At 65.1% G+C, this 15,107-nt stretch carries 14 protein-coding genes and 1 pseudogene; 9 read left to right on the top strand and 6 right to left on the bottom strand.

The features are described 5' to 3' along the window. Positions 1-117: pseudogene (locus FNJ47_RS51755) on the top strand (transcription elongation factor GreA); the annotation flags it as partial. A gap of 6 nt (positions 118-123) precedes the next feature. Here the strand turns inward: FNJ47_RS51755 and FNJ47_RS37070 are convergent. The 3 genes from FNJ47_RS37070 to FNJ47_RS37060 all read right to left on the bottom strand — a co-directional run bounded on the left by FNJ47_RS37070 (position 124) and on the right by FNJ47_RS37060 (position 2,762). Next, on the bottom strand, positions 124-741 hold the full coding sequence (locus tag FNJ47_RS37070; RefSeq protein WP_163160826.1) for a hypothetical protein: 618 nt from the start codon (positions 739-741) through the stop codon (positions 124-126). 242 nt (positions 742-983) lie between these two features. After that, positions 984-1,673 carry a class I SAM-dependent methyltransferase gene (locus FNJ47_RS37065; protein WP_163160825.1) on the bottom strand — a complete coding sequence of 230 codons (690 nt, stop codon included), beginning with the start codon at positions 1,671-1,673 and terminating at the stop codon, positions 984-986. A 33-nt stretch (positions 1,674-1,706) separates the two neighbouring features. Continuing rightward, positions 1,707-2,762, bottom strand: coding sequence for a glycosyltransferase family 4 protein (locus FNJ47_RS37060; protein ID WP_163160824.1), 1,056 nt, complete (start codon positions 2,760-2,762; stop codon positions 1,707-1,709). A 138-nt stretch (positions 2,763-2,900) separates the two neighbouring features. Between FNJ47_RS37060 and FNJ47_RS37055 the strand changes: the two genes are divergently transcribed. Then, positions 2,901-4,283, top strand: coding sequence for a TAXI family TRAP transporter solute-binding subunit (locus tag FNJ47_RS37055; RefSeq protein ID WP_163160823.1), 1,383 nt, complete (start codon positions 2,901-2,903; stop codon positions 4,281-4,283). Between the two features lie 111 nt (positions 4,284-4,394). Beyond that, on the top strand, positions 4,395-5,177 hold the full coding sequence (locus FNJ47_RS37050; protein ID WP_163160822.1) for a sulfite exporter TauE/SafE family protein: 783 nt from the start codon (positions 4,395-4,397) through the stop codon (positions 5,175-5,177). 25 nt (positions 5,178-5,202) lie between these two features. Here FNJ47_RS37050 and FNJ47_RS37045 read toward each other — a convergent pair whose 3' ends face one another. Next, positions 5,203-6,423, bottom strand: coding sequence for an acyltransferase family protein (locus FNJ47_RS37045; RefSeq protein ID WP_165446036.1), 1,221 nt, complete (start codon positions 6,421-6,423; stop codon positions 5,203-5,205). A gap of 250 nt (positions 6,424-6,673) precedes the next feature. Between FNJ47_RS37045 and FNJ47_RS37040 the strand changes: the two genes are divergently transcribed. From FNJ47_RS37040 to FNJ47_RS37030, 3 genes are all read left to right on the top strand, one after another. Next, a complete protein-coding gene (locus FNJ47_RS37040) occupies positions 6,674-7,363 on the top strand; it encodes a L,D-transpeptidase (RefSeq protein WP_163160821.1) in 690 nt (229 codons plus the stop codon). A gap of 211 nt (positions 7,364-7,574) precedes the next feature. After that, positions 7,575-9,143 carry a DUF4403 family protein gene (locus FNJ47_RS37035; RefSeq protein ID WP_163160820.1) on the top strand — a complete coding sequence of 523 codons (1,569 nt, stop codon included), beginning with the start codon at positions 7,575-7,577 and terminating at the stop codon, positions 9,141-9,143. 270 nt (positions 9,144-9,413) lie between these two features. Then, the gene (locus tag FNJ47_RS37030) at positions 9,414-10,628 is read left to right on the top strand and encodes an ABC transporter substrate-binding protein (protein ID WP_163160819.1); all 1,215 of its coding nucleotides are present in this window, start codon (positions 9,414-9,416) and stop codon (positions 10,626-10,628) included. Positions 10,629-10,767: 139 nt separating this feature from the next. On the opposite strand, the gene FNJ47_RS50020 is transcribed toward FNJ47_RS37030, so the two are convergent. After that, entirely contained in the window at positions 10,768-10,920 is a 153-nt protein-coding gene (locus FNJ47_RS50020; RefSeq protein WP_165446035.1) for a hypothetical protein, read from the bottom strand. Positions 10,921-11,040: 120 nt separating this feature from the next. Then, positions 11,041-11,328 (bottom strand): hypothetical protein, encoded by a 288-nt coding sequence (locus tag FNJ47_RS37025; RefSeq protein WP_163160815.1) that lies wholly within the window; start codon positions 11,326-11,328, stop codon positions 11,041-11,043. On the opposite strand from FNJ47_RS37025, the gene FNJ47_RS37020 reads away from it, so the two are divergent. The 3 genes from FNJ47_RS37020 to FNJ47_RS37010 all read left to right on the top strand — a co-directional run. Next, positions 11,327-11,668: a hypothetical protein gene (locus tag FNJ47_RS37020; protein WP_163160818.1), complete on the top strand. Its 342-nt coding sequence runs from the start codon at positions 11,327-11,329 to the stop codon at positions 11,666-11,668. The two genes, FNJ47_RS37025 and FNJ47_RS37020, sit on opposite strands and share 2 nt — an antisense overlap. Before the next feature lie 54 nt (positions 11,669-11,722). Continuing rightward, entirely contained in the window at positions 11,723-12,784 is a 1,062-nt protein-coding gene (locus FNJ47_RS37015; protein WP_163160817.1) for an HlyD family secretion protein, read from the top strand. After that, positions 12,781-15,107: ABC transporter permease (locus tag FNJ47_RS37010; RefSeq protein WP_163160816.1), on the top strand; the 2,327-nt coding region annotated here is incomplete at its 3' end. The genes FNJ47_RS37015 and FNJ47_RS37010, both read left to right, overlap by 4 nt.

The raw sequence follows: 15,107 nt of genomic DNA, 5'->3' as shown, positions 1-15,107 counted from the left end.
AGCGTTGCCTTCACCAAGGAAGAAAGTGCCGAGACTGCGTCGGAGACGCTGTTGCCGGACCGCCCCATATCGCCGCATGCCAATCTGGTGACGGAAGCAGGACGGAAGGCGCTGGAGCAACGATCAGGCGTGCTTGACGTGCTTCTCGAGACCCGGATCGATCAGTTCGCCCTTCATCAGGAACAGCGGCGCCTTGTGATAGAGCTTCAGGTCGTTGAAGGGATCGGTGATGATCTTGGTCATCCAGACGAGGCCGGTCTCGACGTCGCGGATGAAGAACAGGTGGATGGTGCGGAACAGCAAGCCGCCGATACCGACCACGAGCCAGATCTTCGCGACCTGACGGGCGAAGTCGACCATCGTGACCCAGGGCTTGAACAGGCCGAACAGGGTCGGATCGAAGTACAGCACCATCGGCGAGAGCGCCCAGATCGCCATCAGCACGACCTTGCGCTGCAGGTTGTAGCCGACCTTGATGTCTTCCTTGTGCTCGTGGGTCGCCTGGTTGACGTGGTCATATCCCTTCGGCTCGAAGAAGAAGTGACCGGCCTGGCGCGAGGTCATCGAGACCAGCCAGCCGACCAGCGCCGACACGACCGGATCGAAGAACAGCATCACATAGGCGAACAGGAAGCTCAGCGCGCTGACGAAGTGCAGGCTCTGGTTGATCCGGCTGTGGTGGTAGAAGCGATGGTCATCCCAACGCTGGGTACGCAGCTCTTGCAGGAAGTTCTTGATCATTGGTTCCCCCAACATCTTTCGGGACAGGATTTACAGGGATTCGATGTATCGCGTGTGACATCATCATAATGACATATGACAATGCGGAGCGACGCCTTGACGCAACCGGAGCAGGGTCTCGCCTCATCCCGGAAAGGTTCATGGGGATGAGGCGGAGGAGATCGTAGCCTCCCGGTTCGGGCGCGCTGTGGCGAGCTCACCCAGGAGGACCGGCGGGCTGAGCCGCCTGGCTTGGCCACCTGCTAGGCGGCCTTGGCCACATCCGCCTTGCGGAAACGGACCAGCGAGAAATGGCCGAGCGGCGGGATCAGGCGGCGTTCCGCGAGCTCCATGCCGCCCGCGCCGGCCAGCCACTTGGTGTAGCGCGACCAGGCGAATTCGGCGGTCCGGAACCCGAGCGGGCGCACCACCGGCTGCAGCGTCTGCTCGATGAAGCGGCGGACGCCGGCATCGGCGCTGACGCGGGTCAGGATGATCAATTCGCCGCCGGGCTTCACCACGCGCGCGAACTCGTCCATCGCGGCTTCCGGATTCGGCACCGCCGACAGCACGTACTGCGCCATCACGACGTCGAACGAATTGTCGGGGAATTCGAGCTTCTCGGCATCCATCACCGCGAGACCCTCGACATTCTTCAGGCCCTGCTCGGCGACGCGCTTCTTGGCCTTCTCCAGCATCGCCTCGGAGATATCGGTGCCGAAGATGCGGACATTTTGGCCGTAGAGGGGCAGCGAGATGCCGGTGCCGACGCCGACCTCGAGCACGCGGCCGCCGATCTTGTTGGTGGCCTGGATCGCAGCCTGCCGGCCCTTGCTGAAAACGCCGCCGAACACGAGGTCGTAGATCGGCGCCCAGCGGTCATAGGCCTGCTCGACCGTCTCGCGGTCGAAGTCCATGGAACGGTCAGCGCCTAGCTTGATGATTTCAGCCATTGATAGTCTCTCGTCTTTCGTTCGATTGAGCTGTTAATTCGGAACCGCACTGCGGCCGGCGACGCGGCGCGCGGGCCGCGGCGCGCGGCTCGGCTGCAACGTGGCCAGATTGCCGATGAACTGACGCGCACTGTTTTCCCAGGAACGCTCCAACGCGAAATTGCGGCAGTCCGCGCGCGACATGTTCAGCGCGCGCAGGCAGGCGGAGCGCAGATCGTTGTCGATCGCGCCGATCGGATGATCCGCGATCACGTCCTTCGGGCCGGTCACCGGGAACGCCGCGACCGGCGTGCCGCAGGCCAGCGCCTCGAGCTGCACGACGCCGAACGTGTCGGTCAGGCTCGGGAACACGAAGACGTCGGCGGCGGCGAGATGCGAGGTCAAATCCTGGCCCTTCTTCTCGCCGAGGAAAATCGCGTCGGGATACTTCTGTTCCAAGGCCGCCCGCTGCGGGCCGTCGCCGACCACAACCTTGGAGCCCGGCAGATCCAGCGACAGGAAGGCGTCGAGATTCTTCTCCACGGCGACGCGGCCCATGGTCATGAAGATCGGCCGCGGCAGATCGAGCAGCGCCGGCTGGTCCGGATTGAAAATTTTGGTGTCGACGCCGCGGGTCCAGAAGCCGAGCCGGCGGAAGCCGCGCTCGGCAAGCTCGGAGCGCAGCGAGTCGGTCGCAACCATCGTCATCGACCCCGCCGCATGGAAGTGACGCAGCACGGCGTAGCCGACGCTGTCGGGAATGCCGGTGCGCACCGAAACATATTCCGGGAAGCGCGTTGTATAGGAGGTGGTGAAGGCGAGCTTGTTGCGACGGCAATAGCCACGCACCGCCCAGCCGATCGGTCCTTCGGTCGCGATGTGGATCGCCTCGGGCGCGGCCTCCTCGATCCGGCGCGCGATCTCGCGGCGGTTCGGCAGCGCCATCCGCAGGCCCGGATAGGTCGGCACGCCGACCGAACGGAAACCGTCGGGGGTGAGGAATTCGATCTCGGCGCCAAGCGTCTCGGCGCTGCGCGCGAGCGACGTCAGCGTCCGGACCACGCCGTTGACTTGCGGATGCCAGGCATCGGTCGCAACGAGTATGCGCATTGCAGGAGATCCAAATCGTTAATCTTGATTCTGCTCGCACGACGTTCTGACATGGATGTTTCAAACGTATGACGTCATCGAAATGTTAGGTTGTTTTTCAGGGCAAACCGCCGGTTTTTCGTGTAACATGTCAATCAGATGTCAGAGCAGACTGAAAATCCCGGCACCGCGCGCCGCAGGCTCAAACGGCGAAACTCGTCGTTCCTGATCCTCGCGGCCGGCATGCTCGTGTTCGCCGCCGCCGCTGCCGCGCTGTTCTACGGTCTGCGTTCGACAACGCTCTCGATCGCGGTCGGCCCGACCGGCAGCGAGGACGTCAAACTCATCCAGGGCTTCGCGCACGCGTTTGCGCGCGACGGCAGTTCGGTGCGGCTGAAGCCGGTGACGACACAGGGCGCCGACGAAAGCATTGCGCTGTTCGCTGCCAACAAGGTCGACCTCGCGGTCGTGCGCGGCGACCTCAATCTGCCGGCGAGCGCCGAATCGGTTGCGATCCTGCGCAAGAATGTCGTTGTGCTGTGGGCGCCGTCAGGCGGCAAAGGCAAGCCGCGGTCTGCGAAGATCAAGAGCATCGACGATCTCCCCGGCCACAAGGTCGGCGTCGTCGGCAGCACCCAGGCCAACGTCACGCTGCTGCGCGTGATCCTGACCGAGTCCGGCGTCAACCCCGACAAGGTCACGATCACTCAGTTCGCCGTCAACAAGGTCGCCGATCTCGCGCGCGATTCGTCGCTCGATGCCTACATGACCGTCGGGCCGCTCGACAGCAAGGTGACGGCCGAGGCCATCGCTGCGACCGCGGCGGCGCGCGGCGAGCCGAAGTTCCTCCCCATCGACGTCTCGGAAGCGATCGCGCAGAAGCATCCGCTCTACGAGTCCGAGGAGATCGCCGGCAGCATCTTCTCCTCCTCGCCCGCGCGCCCCGAGGACAAGGTCGAGACCGTCGGCGTCAATCACCTTATCATCGCGCAGCACACGCTGCACGAATCGACCGTCGGCACGCTCGATCGGCAATTGTTCACGCAGCGACTCCAGGTCGCGCGCGACCTGCCGGCCGCCGCCAAGATCGAGAAGCCTGACACCGACAAGGATGCCGCGCTGCCGGCGCATCAGGGCGCGGCCGCCTACATCGACGGTACCGAGCGCACCTTCCTCGAAAAATACTCCGACTACATCTGGGGCGGCATCCTGCTGGTCTCCGGCCTCGGCTCGGCGGGCGCCTGGCTGCGCCACTACGCGAAGCGCGACGAGCGCGAGCAGTACATCACCCACCGCGACAATCTGCTGAAGCTGATCGCGCGGGTACGCGGCGCCGAGACGGCGGAGGAACTCGCCGCAATGCAGGGCGACGCCGACGCGCTGCTGCGCGAGGCGCTCGATTGCTACGACGACGGCGCGATCGAGGAAGGCGATCTCTCGGCGATCGGGCTGACGCTCGAGCAATTCCATCACGCCGTCTCCGACCGCCGCGCCGTGATCAATGGCGACAGGCCGGGCCTGCCGAGGATACGGGCCGGCTAGGCACGCACGCCGATTGCACCGAGAGCAATGTGTACCGAGAGCAATGTTTGGATTGCGCGTGCATATGCGCGTCGCCATGTTGAGTACGACCACAACGCTCCGCACGACATTATGACCACGTCCATCATCGTTGACATGCCCGCGCCGTTCGTACTCGCGGTCGCGCTGGCCGCAGTCTTCCTGATCGCCTTCATGAAGGGCGCGTTCGGCGGCGGCTTCGCCATCGTCGGCATTCCGCTGCTCTCGCTGGCGATGGACCCGATTGCGGCCGGCGCGCTGCTGGCGCCGCTGTTCGTCGTCATGGACATCACGGCGCTGCGGTTCTGGAAGCCCGACACCTGGTCGCGCACCGACCTCGCGATGCTGCTGCCCGCGCTCGTCGTCGGCATCGGCCTCGGCTATTTCGTGCTGCGCGATCTCGACCGGCATGCGGTCGAGATCGTGATGGGCGTGGTGACGCTGGTGTTCGCCGCGCTGTGGTTCATCGGCGGCGGCGAGATCAAGCCGCGACCGCGCTCGACGATCAAGGCGACCTTCGCCGGCCTCTCATCTGGCGTCACCACGATGGTGGCGCATTCGGGCGGGCCGCCGCTTGCGATTTACCTGTTGCCGCTCGGCATGTCGAAGGCGCTCTATGCCGGCACCACCAGCCTGTTCTTCACGGTCGGCAATCTCCTGAAGGCCGGTCCGTGGCTCGTGCTCGCCACGCCGTCGCGAAGCCTGTGGATATTGATGGCGCTTTGCGTGCCGGCCGTGCCGGTCGGCGTCTGGGCCGGATGGCGGCTGCACGAACGCCTCGACCAGCGCGCGCTGTACCGCACCTGCTACGCCATTCTCGTCGTCACCGCGGCGAAGCTGCTGTGGGACGGACTGGCCGGATACATTCACCTTTGAGCGCCGCCGGCGTCGTTGCTTCTCGTCAGGAAGATCGCGCGCTCCGGCTGCCGCTCACGGTGACAGCCAGCGGCCCGATCCCCTCGAGCGGTTTGACCATCTCGTCCGGCTCGAGCCGCCTGCGCGCCACGAAGGAGAAATGGCGGCGCAGCTTCAGGACCGGCTTCTCGATCCAGTGCCAGGAGAATGCCGCAAACGCCGTGATCAGCACCAGCGCGACGGCGAACTGCACGATCAGCGACGCATTCGGCAGCCACACTTTCACCACCTGCTGCATCGGAAAGCCATACAGGTAGATGCCGTAGGAGTAGTCGCCCTTCGAGAACAGCGGCAGCCGCGGCAGATTGGAGACGCCGAGGAACACGGTGATGTAGACCAGCGCCGGAGCGACGACGGCATTGAGGACGGGCTGGGTGATCCAGGCCGCCGGCCCAAGCAGTGCGGCGCCGAGGCAGAGCGCACAGCAGGCGGCGAGAATGCGCCCGTCATAGGGAATACGGTCACGGCAGAGGTAGACTGCGATTGCGAGCAGACAGGCGACCGGCAATTTCGCGCCACGACCGAGAAACAGCGCCGTGCTGAAGATCTTGTCGTACATCGTGCCGGCAACGCCGGGCGGGAGTTGCGACGGACTGGCGGCATGCCCGGTGATCTGCACGGCAAAGCCAATGCCGACCAGAATGACAACGCCGAGCACGATCAGCGCCGGTCTGCGCAGCAGCCCGAACGCCATGATGAGCGCCATCACAGCGTAGCAGCCATATTCGAACGGCACGGTCCAGAGCGAACTGTTGACCTCCGGCGCGGGATTTCCGGTGAACACGCCCGGCAGCGTGTAGTTCACCAGGCCGACGACGTTCGTGAAGTATTTCCAGGTGCCGGCGCTGGTGAAATAGTCGGCGAGCGGCAGCGTCGTGAAGATCGGCCCGAGGATCAGCGCCGACAGCACGATCTCGACCGCGAGTGCCGGAATGATCCGCAAGCCGCGATTGATCAGAAATTCCTTAACGCTGAGCCGCAGCCCGCTCGCGGCGATCAGAAATCCGCTCAGTGCGAAGAACATCACCAGGATCGCAAATTGCGGAAACCAGATGATCCACGCCTGATCGGAGGTGCCGCTGCCAGTCGCGACATAGGGCGTATGGCCCGCGACCACGGCGATCGCGAGCGCAACACGGATAAAATCGAACCCGGGACCGAAGCCTTTCTGCCGATCCAGCATGCTCCCGATCGAAGGCGCTGGCATGATTTCTGCTCCATTCCGAACCACGCCTTTGGACAGCAAGCCTCGCGCCAGGATAGATGTCCTGATGCGGTACAACCTGCCCGGCAAGGCGCCCTTAACCGTGCGACGAAACACGGACGAAACAAATCCCTAACGCCACGAAACCATTTTGGCGATTTCGTGCAAACGTCCTGAAACGCCTCACCTGTACTGGTTTGACCCAACGACGCGCCGGAACTGGCGCGCAGGGCGCAAACAACAGGGGTCGAAAATGTTCAATTCCATCAAGCTGAACGGACGTCTCGCTGCCGCCGCCTTCGGTGCGCTGGCGATTGGATCAGTCGCTGTCGCAAATACCGCCGCGGCCGCTCCGCTGCCGATGTTCCCCTTCATCCTGACGCCTCCGACCCAAGCGGTACAGCCGCCGGTGCAGTCGATTCCGCAGGTGCAGGAGGAGGACCGTTCGGTCGAGTTGCCCGCCCGGCTGCGCCGCCAGATCGTTGCCTATCCGACGCGCGAGGCGCCCGGCACCATCATAATCGATACCCCGCACACCTATCTCTATCTCGTGCTCGGCAATGGCCAGGCCATGCGCTACGGCATCGGCGTCGGCCGCGACGGCTTCACCTGGTCGGGCACCCAGACCATCACCAAGAAGGCGGAGTGGCCGGATTGGACGCCCCCGCCGGAAATGATCGCCCGCCAGCCCTATCTGCCGCGCCAGATGGCCGGCGGCCCCGGCAATCCGCTCGGCGCCCGCGCCATGTATCTCGGCGGCACCATCTATCGCATCCACGGCACCAACGCGCCGGAGACGATCGGCACCCGCGTGTCCTCCGGTTGCCTGCGCCTGACCAATGAAGATGTCTCCGACCTCTATGCGCGGGTCAGCGTCGGCACCAAGGTGATCGTGCTGCCGATGACCGACCGCCGCGCCGATCTCGGCTCGGCCGTCCGCTAGACCCGACATATCCAGACGTCGACGACGGCTCCGGCAATCACGCCGGGGCCGTTGCCGCGTTCACAATCGTTAACGTCCAGATCATTAACGTCTAAGTGATCTCAGGCCAGCCACCCGCCTCCGCCCCTGAAGCAGCTTGATCCCGCCATACTGGCGCCCTCGTCGGGAGGCCTGTACAACCCGTCAAAGTTGATTTTCATCCGGGGGAATGATGCGTCTACCGATGCATCCAAGAACAATCGCGCTCGGCATCACTGTGGTCCTGGTCTCGTTCGCGATCAGCCTCAAGGCCATGGATTGGCTGGCGCCGAGCGTCACGGTGCAGACGCCGCCGCTGGTCCAGCTGCCGCCGCTGCCCCAGGCGCCGCGCTCCTCGACGGTCGTGGCGCAGGTCTCGGTCGCGCTGTCGGCGATCCGCGATGCCGCCGAACGCGGCGCGCCGAAGACCTTCGGCGGCAAGGCCGACAACCCTGTTCAGCAGATCCTGCAAAATGCCGACATCGGCTGGACCGCGTCACGTGGTCCGATCGCGGCCACCGGCGCGCAGGACCTGCTGACACTGACGACCCCGATCAACGGCACGCTCAAGGTCACCGGCTCGCTGTCGGACAAGGCGACGGGCGCGGTCACCAACGCGCTCGGCAGCCTGCTCGGCGGCAATGTCGCCAAGCAGATCGGCTCCGTGAACATCAAGAACGTCAACGCCAATGCCGACATCAAGGGCAACGTCACCCTGACCGCGCGGCCGAAGCTCGGCGCGTCCTGGCGGATCGAGCCGAACCTGCAGGCCCAGGTCAATCTCGGCGACACCAGCCTGTCGGCCGCCGGCGTCCGCATCAGCGTGCCGGCCCAGGTCAAGCCGGTCATCGACAAGGCGGTCGCCGATCAGATCTCCGCGGTCGAGGCGCGATTGCGCAACGATCCGGTGTTCCAGAACAACGCCCGCGCGCAATGGACCAAGGCCTGCCGCTCGATCCCGCTGCAGGGCACCGGCGGCACCTCGTCGATGCCGCCGATGTGGCTCGAGCTGCGACCGACCCGCGCGATCGCCGCGCAGCCGAAGGTCGATGCGTCCTCGATGATGCTGACGATGGGGATCGAGGCCGAGACGCGGATCACCGAGACGCAGACCACCCCGAACTGCCCGTTCCCCGACAAGCTCTCGATCGTGCCGCCGATGCCGAGCCAGGTCGCGATCGGCCTGCCGGTCGACCTGTCGTTCACCACGCTGACGCAGCTCGTCGAGGCGCAGCTGAAGGGCAAGACCTTCCCCGAGGACGGCTCCGGCCCGGTCGACGTCACCGTCAAGAGTGCGAGCATCGCCGCCTCCGGCGACCGGCTTCTGATCTCGCTGTTGGTGCACGCCAAGGAGAAGAAAAGCTTCTTCGGTTTGGGCGCCGAGGCGACCGTCCACATCTGGGGCCGGCCGCGGCTCGACCAGGCGGCGCAGACGCTGCGGCTCGCCGACGTCGAGCTGGCGGTCGAGTCCGAGGCGGCGTTCGGCCTGCTCGGCGCCGCCGCGCGGGCTGCGATCCCGCACATGCAGCAGGCGCTCGCAGACCGGATGGTCGTCGACCTGAAGCCATTCGCGACCAACGCGCAGCGCAAGATCGCCACCGCGATCGCCGACCTGCAGAAGAACGAGGAAGGCATCCGCGTCGACGCCGAGGTCAACAGCATCCGCCTTGCCGGCATCGCGTTCGATTCGAAGACGCTCCGGGTGATCGTGGAAACCGACGGCACCATCAAGGCCGCCGTGACGGCGCTGCCCGCGCTGTAGTCTTCTCCCTCTCCCCGCCCTTCGCGGGGAGAGGGTCGGGGTGAGGGGCTCTCTCCACCAGGCGGTGCGATCGGAAGGACCTGTACCCCCTCACCCGGATTGCTTCGCAATCCGACCTCTCCCCGCAAGCGGGGCGAGGTAAAGCGGCACTCCGCTGATCGAGCAGCGACAGCGGCATATGCCCAAAAAGTCGTCTTTGCGACAGGTTGCCGCACCGGATAGAAGGTGCCCGGTGGAAGCAACCAACGAAAAGTCAGGGAGACAAACACGATGAAATCGCTCTTGGCCGCAGCAGCGGCCGGCCTCGCGCTTGCGGCCTCCGGCACCGCGGCTCACGCCCAGATCTCCGATGACGTCGTCAAGATCGGCGTTCTCACCGATATGTCGAGCCTCTATGCGGACGCCACCGGCAAGGGCTCGGTTGCAGCGGTCGAAATGGCGGTCGCAGACTACGGCGCCAAGGTGAAGGGCAAGCCGGTGCAAGTCGTCGTGGCCGATCATCAGAACAAGCCCGACGTTGGCGTCAGCATCGCGCGCAACTGGTACGACAACGAGAAGGTCGATGCGATTCTTGACGTGCCGACCTCGTCGGTCGCGCTGCCGATCTCGGCGCTGACGCGCGAGAAGAACAAGATCCACATCAATTCCGGCGGCGGCTCCTCCGACATCACCGGCACCGCCTGCTCGCCCAACACCGTGCACTGGACCTACGACACCTACGCGCTGTCGAACGTCGCCGGCAAGGCGATGGTCAAGCGCGGCGAGGACACCTGGTTCTTCGTCACCGCCGACTACGCCTTCGGCATGGCGCTGGAGCGCGACGCCGCCAACGTCGTCAAGGAGACCGGCGGCAAGGTACTGGGCGACGTGCGCCATCCGCTCAACTCGTCGGACTTCTCGTCCTTCCTGCTGCAGGCGCAGGCCTCGAAGGCCAAGGTCGTGGCGCTGGCGAATGCCGGCGGCGACACCACCACCGCGCTGAAGCAGGCCGCCGAGTTCGGCCTGAGCCAGGGCGGCCAGAAGCTGATCGCGCTGCTGATGGAAATCACCGATACCCATGCGCTGGGCCTGAAAGCGACGCAGGGCCTGATCGTCACCGACGCGTTCTACTGGGACATGAACGACGAGACCCGCGCCTTCTCGAAGCGCTTCAACGAAAAAGTCGGCCACATGCCGACCATGATCCAGGCCGGCCTCTATTCCGCGACCATGCATTACCTGAAGGCGATCGACGCGATCGGTACCGACGAGGCGCCGAAGGTCATGGAGCAGATGCGCAAGACGCCGATCAACGACTTCTTCGCCAAGAACGGCCATATCCGGATCGACGGCCGCATGGTTCACGACATGTATCTGTTCGAGACCAAGAAGCCCGAGGAATCCAAGGGCGAATGGGACCTCTACAAGCTGATCGCAACCGTACCCGGCGACGAAGCCTTCCGTCCGCTCGACAAGGGCGGCTGCCCGCTGGTGAAGTCGAACTGACGAACACGCCGCTGTGGGCGATCCGGTCGCCCTAGCCCGCGCCCGATGACGGTGGAAAAGAAAACGCGCCCGGCTGCACCGGGCGCGTTTTTCTTTGCGCGACAGGCTTCGGCCACCGCCGCGTCAGCCGAGATCGCGCCTAGTCGCCGTTCGCGCCCGGGATCATCCAGGTCGAATAGGTCTGCCAGACGCCATCGCCCAGATTGCGTTGATAGGCGATGAAATCGGCGTGGTCGCCGTGCACGAGCTCATAGCGATAATGCCTCGAGAGGTCGTCGATCTGCTTGGTCATGGAACGTCTCCGTCAGAAGGGAAAGTCCTGTATCTCGACGTAGTCGGCGCGAACCGAACGTCAATTGAATGACACGCATCATTCAATCACGGACGCGCGATCCGCATCTGGACGGCAGCTTCAGCGCCCGGCGCGATGCGAACCGTGGCGCGGCACCTCGCCGATGCCGATACCGCTCTCCTGGGCCTGAAGCCGCTGCAGCACCGCGGGCGGTAGCAGCACCAGCCTGGCCGCAGGCGTCGGCGCACCGTTATTGAGCACGTCGCGATAGGGATAGAGCGCCTGGTAGGCGGCGGGCTCCGAGATCGCGGCCTGGGCCGAGGCCGCCGTCGCCGCGATAGCCGACAGCACTGCTGCCAGCGCGATGGTTTTGAACGTCCTTGCGAGGTGGGAAATCCTGGTGGTCATGGCAACGCTCCTGCGATTTAGATCGCATACGATTAATTCGTTCGCGCCTGATAAAGGCATGGAACGACCGGTCTTCAAGTATCCCGATTTAATCGGATGCGATTTATTCGGGCGCGCGGCTTCAAATATCCGTGTGACCGGCGGCGCCATGCGCGGCCGGCAAGGCCGGTCTGTCCGCGCGGCGCGACCGGCACCGGCGCCGCGTCAGCCGGCGCTGCCGATCGCAAGCGCAGATCGATCTGAAACATTGAAACGCGATCGCAGCGCCGCGATGCGCTTGCTTTCGAACCGGTCAAATTCGAGCAAGATCGGACAAGCGGCCGAGGTTGGCAGGATTTAACATCCACGCCATAGTGAATGACTATCCTGGTCATGCGCGAATGTGGGGTCAGCTATGGACGTGTCACCTTCTGGTAGCGAGAGCCAAAGCACGCCGCAGCCGCCACAAGCAACGCGCCAGGAGAATGCGCACGCTGCAACGCGCACCCCGGCCATCATTGTCGGCGTCGTTGCAGCCGTCATCGTTGCGCTGTCTGTCTACTATCTGCTGCGGCCCGAGCCGCTGCTCGTGCAGGGCGAGGTCGATGCAACGCGGCTCGATATCGCCGCGCGCGTCGACGGACGGGTCAAGGAGATCCCGGTCGAGCGCGGTCAGAACGTTCCCGCAGGCGCCGTGCTGGTGAGCATCGACAACCCGGAAACGCTCGCCAAACAAGACCAGATGCGGGCGGCGAAGGCCGTTGCGGATGCGCAGCTCGCCAATGTCATGGTTGGCACGCGGGTGGAGACCATAGCCGCACGCAAGGCGGAGATGCAGCGCGCCGAAGCCGCACAGGTGCTGGCGCAAAAGACCTTCGATCGCGCCAAGACTTTGACCGAGCAAGGCAACGCGCCGCAGGCCCGCCTCGATCAGACCACCGATGCGCTGCACGAGGCCGAGCGCGGGCTCGATCAGGCGAAATCGGCCTATGAGCAGGCGGTCAACGGCTACACCAAGGAAGAACGCGCGATTGCCAAGGCGAATGTCGAGAAGGCCGAAGCGGACATCCAGAGTGTCCAATCGGTCATCGATCAGCTCGCGGTTTACGCTCCCGTCGCCGCGCAGGTCTATCAGCGCAACGTAGAGCCGGGCGAGTTCGTGTCGCCGGGCGTGCCGCTGGTGACGCTGATCAATCTCGGCGATCTGTGGATCCACTTCGATCTGCGCGAGGATCTGGTGAAGGGCTTGAAAGTCGGCGACAAGTTCGATGTCCGCATCCCCGCGCTCGACGACCGCCATGTCACGGTCGAGGTCAAGCTGATCGCAACCAAGGGCGAATATGCGAGCTGGCGGGCCACCCGCGCCACCGGCGATTTCGACCTGCGGACATTCTCGATCCGCGCCTATCCGGTCCAGCCGGTGCCCGAACTGCGGCCGGGCATGAGCGCCTATCTCGACTGGCGGTCGCGTCAATGAGGCTGGCGACGAAACCCGGCTTCTGGCTGGTCGCACAGCGCGAGTGCCGGTGGCTGTTCCGCGACCGCGTCGCATTGCTGCTGATCTTCGGCGTGCCGCTGTTTGCCTTCGTGGTGCTCACCACCGTGTTCAGCCAACCGGTGATCCGGGGCCTCGGCGTCACCATCGTCGACAGCGACAAGTCGGATACCTCGCGCGCGCTGACGCAGCATGTGGCGGCGTCTCCGAGCCTGAGAATCGTCGACGACTCCGGCTCGCTGTCATCAGCCGTGCAGGACATCCGGTCCGGCAAGGCGATTTCGGCGATCTTCATCCCGCCGAATTTCGAACGCGACCTCAAGGCCGATCGCCGCCCGCAGGTGGTCGGCTTCTACAACCAGCAATTCCTGACCGCGGCCGGCATCGCCTCGTCCGGCCTGAACGATGCGCTGTCCGCCGCGGCGAACGCCGCCGCGCCCGCCGGCCGCGCCGCACCCGCGGCGGCCTCGATCGGCACGCTGAGCGCGGAGACCATCGCACTGGTCAATCCGCAGAAGAACTACGCCCAGTTCCTGTTGCGCGCGCTGCTGCCGACCATCATCCACGTGGTGATCACGCTCGCCGCGGGCTATTCGGTCGGCTCCGAATTCCGCCGCCGCAACGCGCGGGAATGGCTCGAAAGCGCCGGCGGCGATCCGATCGCCGCGCTCGCCGGCAAGCTGGCGCCGCTGTTCGTTCTCTTCATCCTGATCATGCTGGCCCAGCCGCTGGTCCTCGAGGGCGTGTTGCAGATTCCCTTCAAGGGCGATACGCTGCTGATGATCGCCGCGGGCCTGCTGCTGATCATTGCCTATCTGTCGCTCGGCGCGCTGCTGCAGCTCCTGGTCGGCGACCTCGCGACGGGGCTCGGACTTGCAGGCCTGATCGCCTCCCCCGCCTTCGGCTATGCCGGTGTCGGCTTTCCCACCATCGGCATGAATACGTTTGCGCAAGTCTGGAGCGCGATCCTGCCGCTGCGCTGGTACATGGCGGTCCTGATGGGACAGGCGGCGCGCGGATTGCCGGCCTCTGAATCGGCGGTCCCGTTCGCCGCGCTCGCGGGCCTCGCGCTGCTGTTTGCCGCGCTGGCATTGCTGCGCATGGCGAGCCTGACGCGCAGGGGCTGGTTCACGACGGCGCGGCCGACTGAGCCGATCGTCAACGAAGAAACGCCACGCGGGGTCGGCGGGGCGTTCATGGCGGAGTGGCGGCGCGTGCTTGGAACGCGCAGCGCCTTCAGCCTGCTGTTCCTGGCTCCGCTGGTCTACGGCATCTATTATCCGCAACCCTATCTAAACCAGATCCTGCGCAAGCTGCCCATTGCGGTCGTCGACAATGATCTCAGCGATCTCTCTCGCCAAATCGTCGAGACGCTGGATGCGAGCGGCACGTTGAGCGTGACGGTTCGCGCCCGCACGCTCGCAGAGGCGCGCACCGCCATCGACCGCGGCCAGGCCTTTGCCGCCGTGCAGATCCCGCCCGGCACCGAACGCGACGTGCTCAAGGGCCTGACGGCGCACATCCCGGTCTATGCCGACGCGACCTATCTGTTCATCTTCAGGTCGACCGCGGGCGCGGTCGCCACCGCGATCGGCACGCTGACATCCGAGCTGGTGTCGCGGGGCGCCCGCGCCGACGGCAGTCTGGTCAAGGCCAAGCTCGCGAGCATCAGCCCGGCCAACGTCCTGCTGCAACCGATCTTCAACCCGGTCGGCGGCTATGCCAGCTACATCGTCCCGGCGGCGTTCATCCTGATCCTGCAACAGACGCTGCTGATCGGCGCGGCGATGCTGACCGGCACGGCGCTGGCAAACTCCCGCAGCACGGTCGCGGGCGTGTTCGGGCGCGGCGTTGCCCATCTGACCATCTATCTGCCGGCGCTCGCACTCTATCTGATCGTGCTGCCGCGGATCTATGGCTTTTCCACGCTTGGACATCTGCCGCAGATCTTCGCGCTGGCGACCGTCTTCCTGCTGGCGACGAGCTTCATGGGACAGGCGATCGGCGCCTGGTTCACGCGGCCGGAAAACGCCACCATCCTGCTGCTGGCGACCAGCCTGCCGCAATTCTTCACCGCCGGCTTCGCATGGCCGCGTGAGGCGATCCCCCCTGCGGCCACCGCACTCGGCCGGCTGTTTCCGGCCGACTCGGCGATCGACGGCCTCGTGCGCATCAACCAGCTCGGCGCAAGCATCTGGGAGGTCTCGCATGACTGGTTCAGGCTGTGGTGTCTGGCACTGGGCTATTTCGTGCTCGCGGTGATCTCCGCGCTGGTGTTCAAGAGAGGAGCGCAAGATGCCCAACG

Origin of the sequence: Bradyrhizobium uaiense (genome assembly GCF_010811875.1) — a bacterium.
Classification (GTDB): Bacteria; Pseudomonadota; Alphaproteobacteria; order Rhizobiales; family Xanthobacteraceae; genus Bradyrhizobium; species Bradyrhizobium uaiense.
Note: the sequence above shows the minus strand (reverse complement) of the source record. Positions and strands in the feature narration are given on the sequence as shown.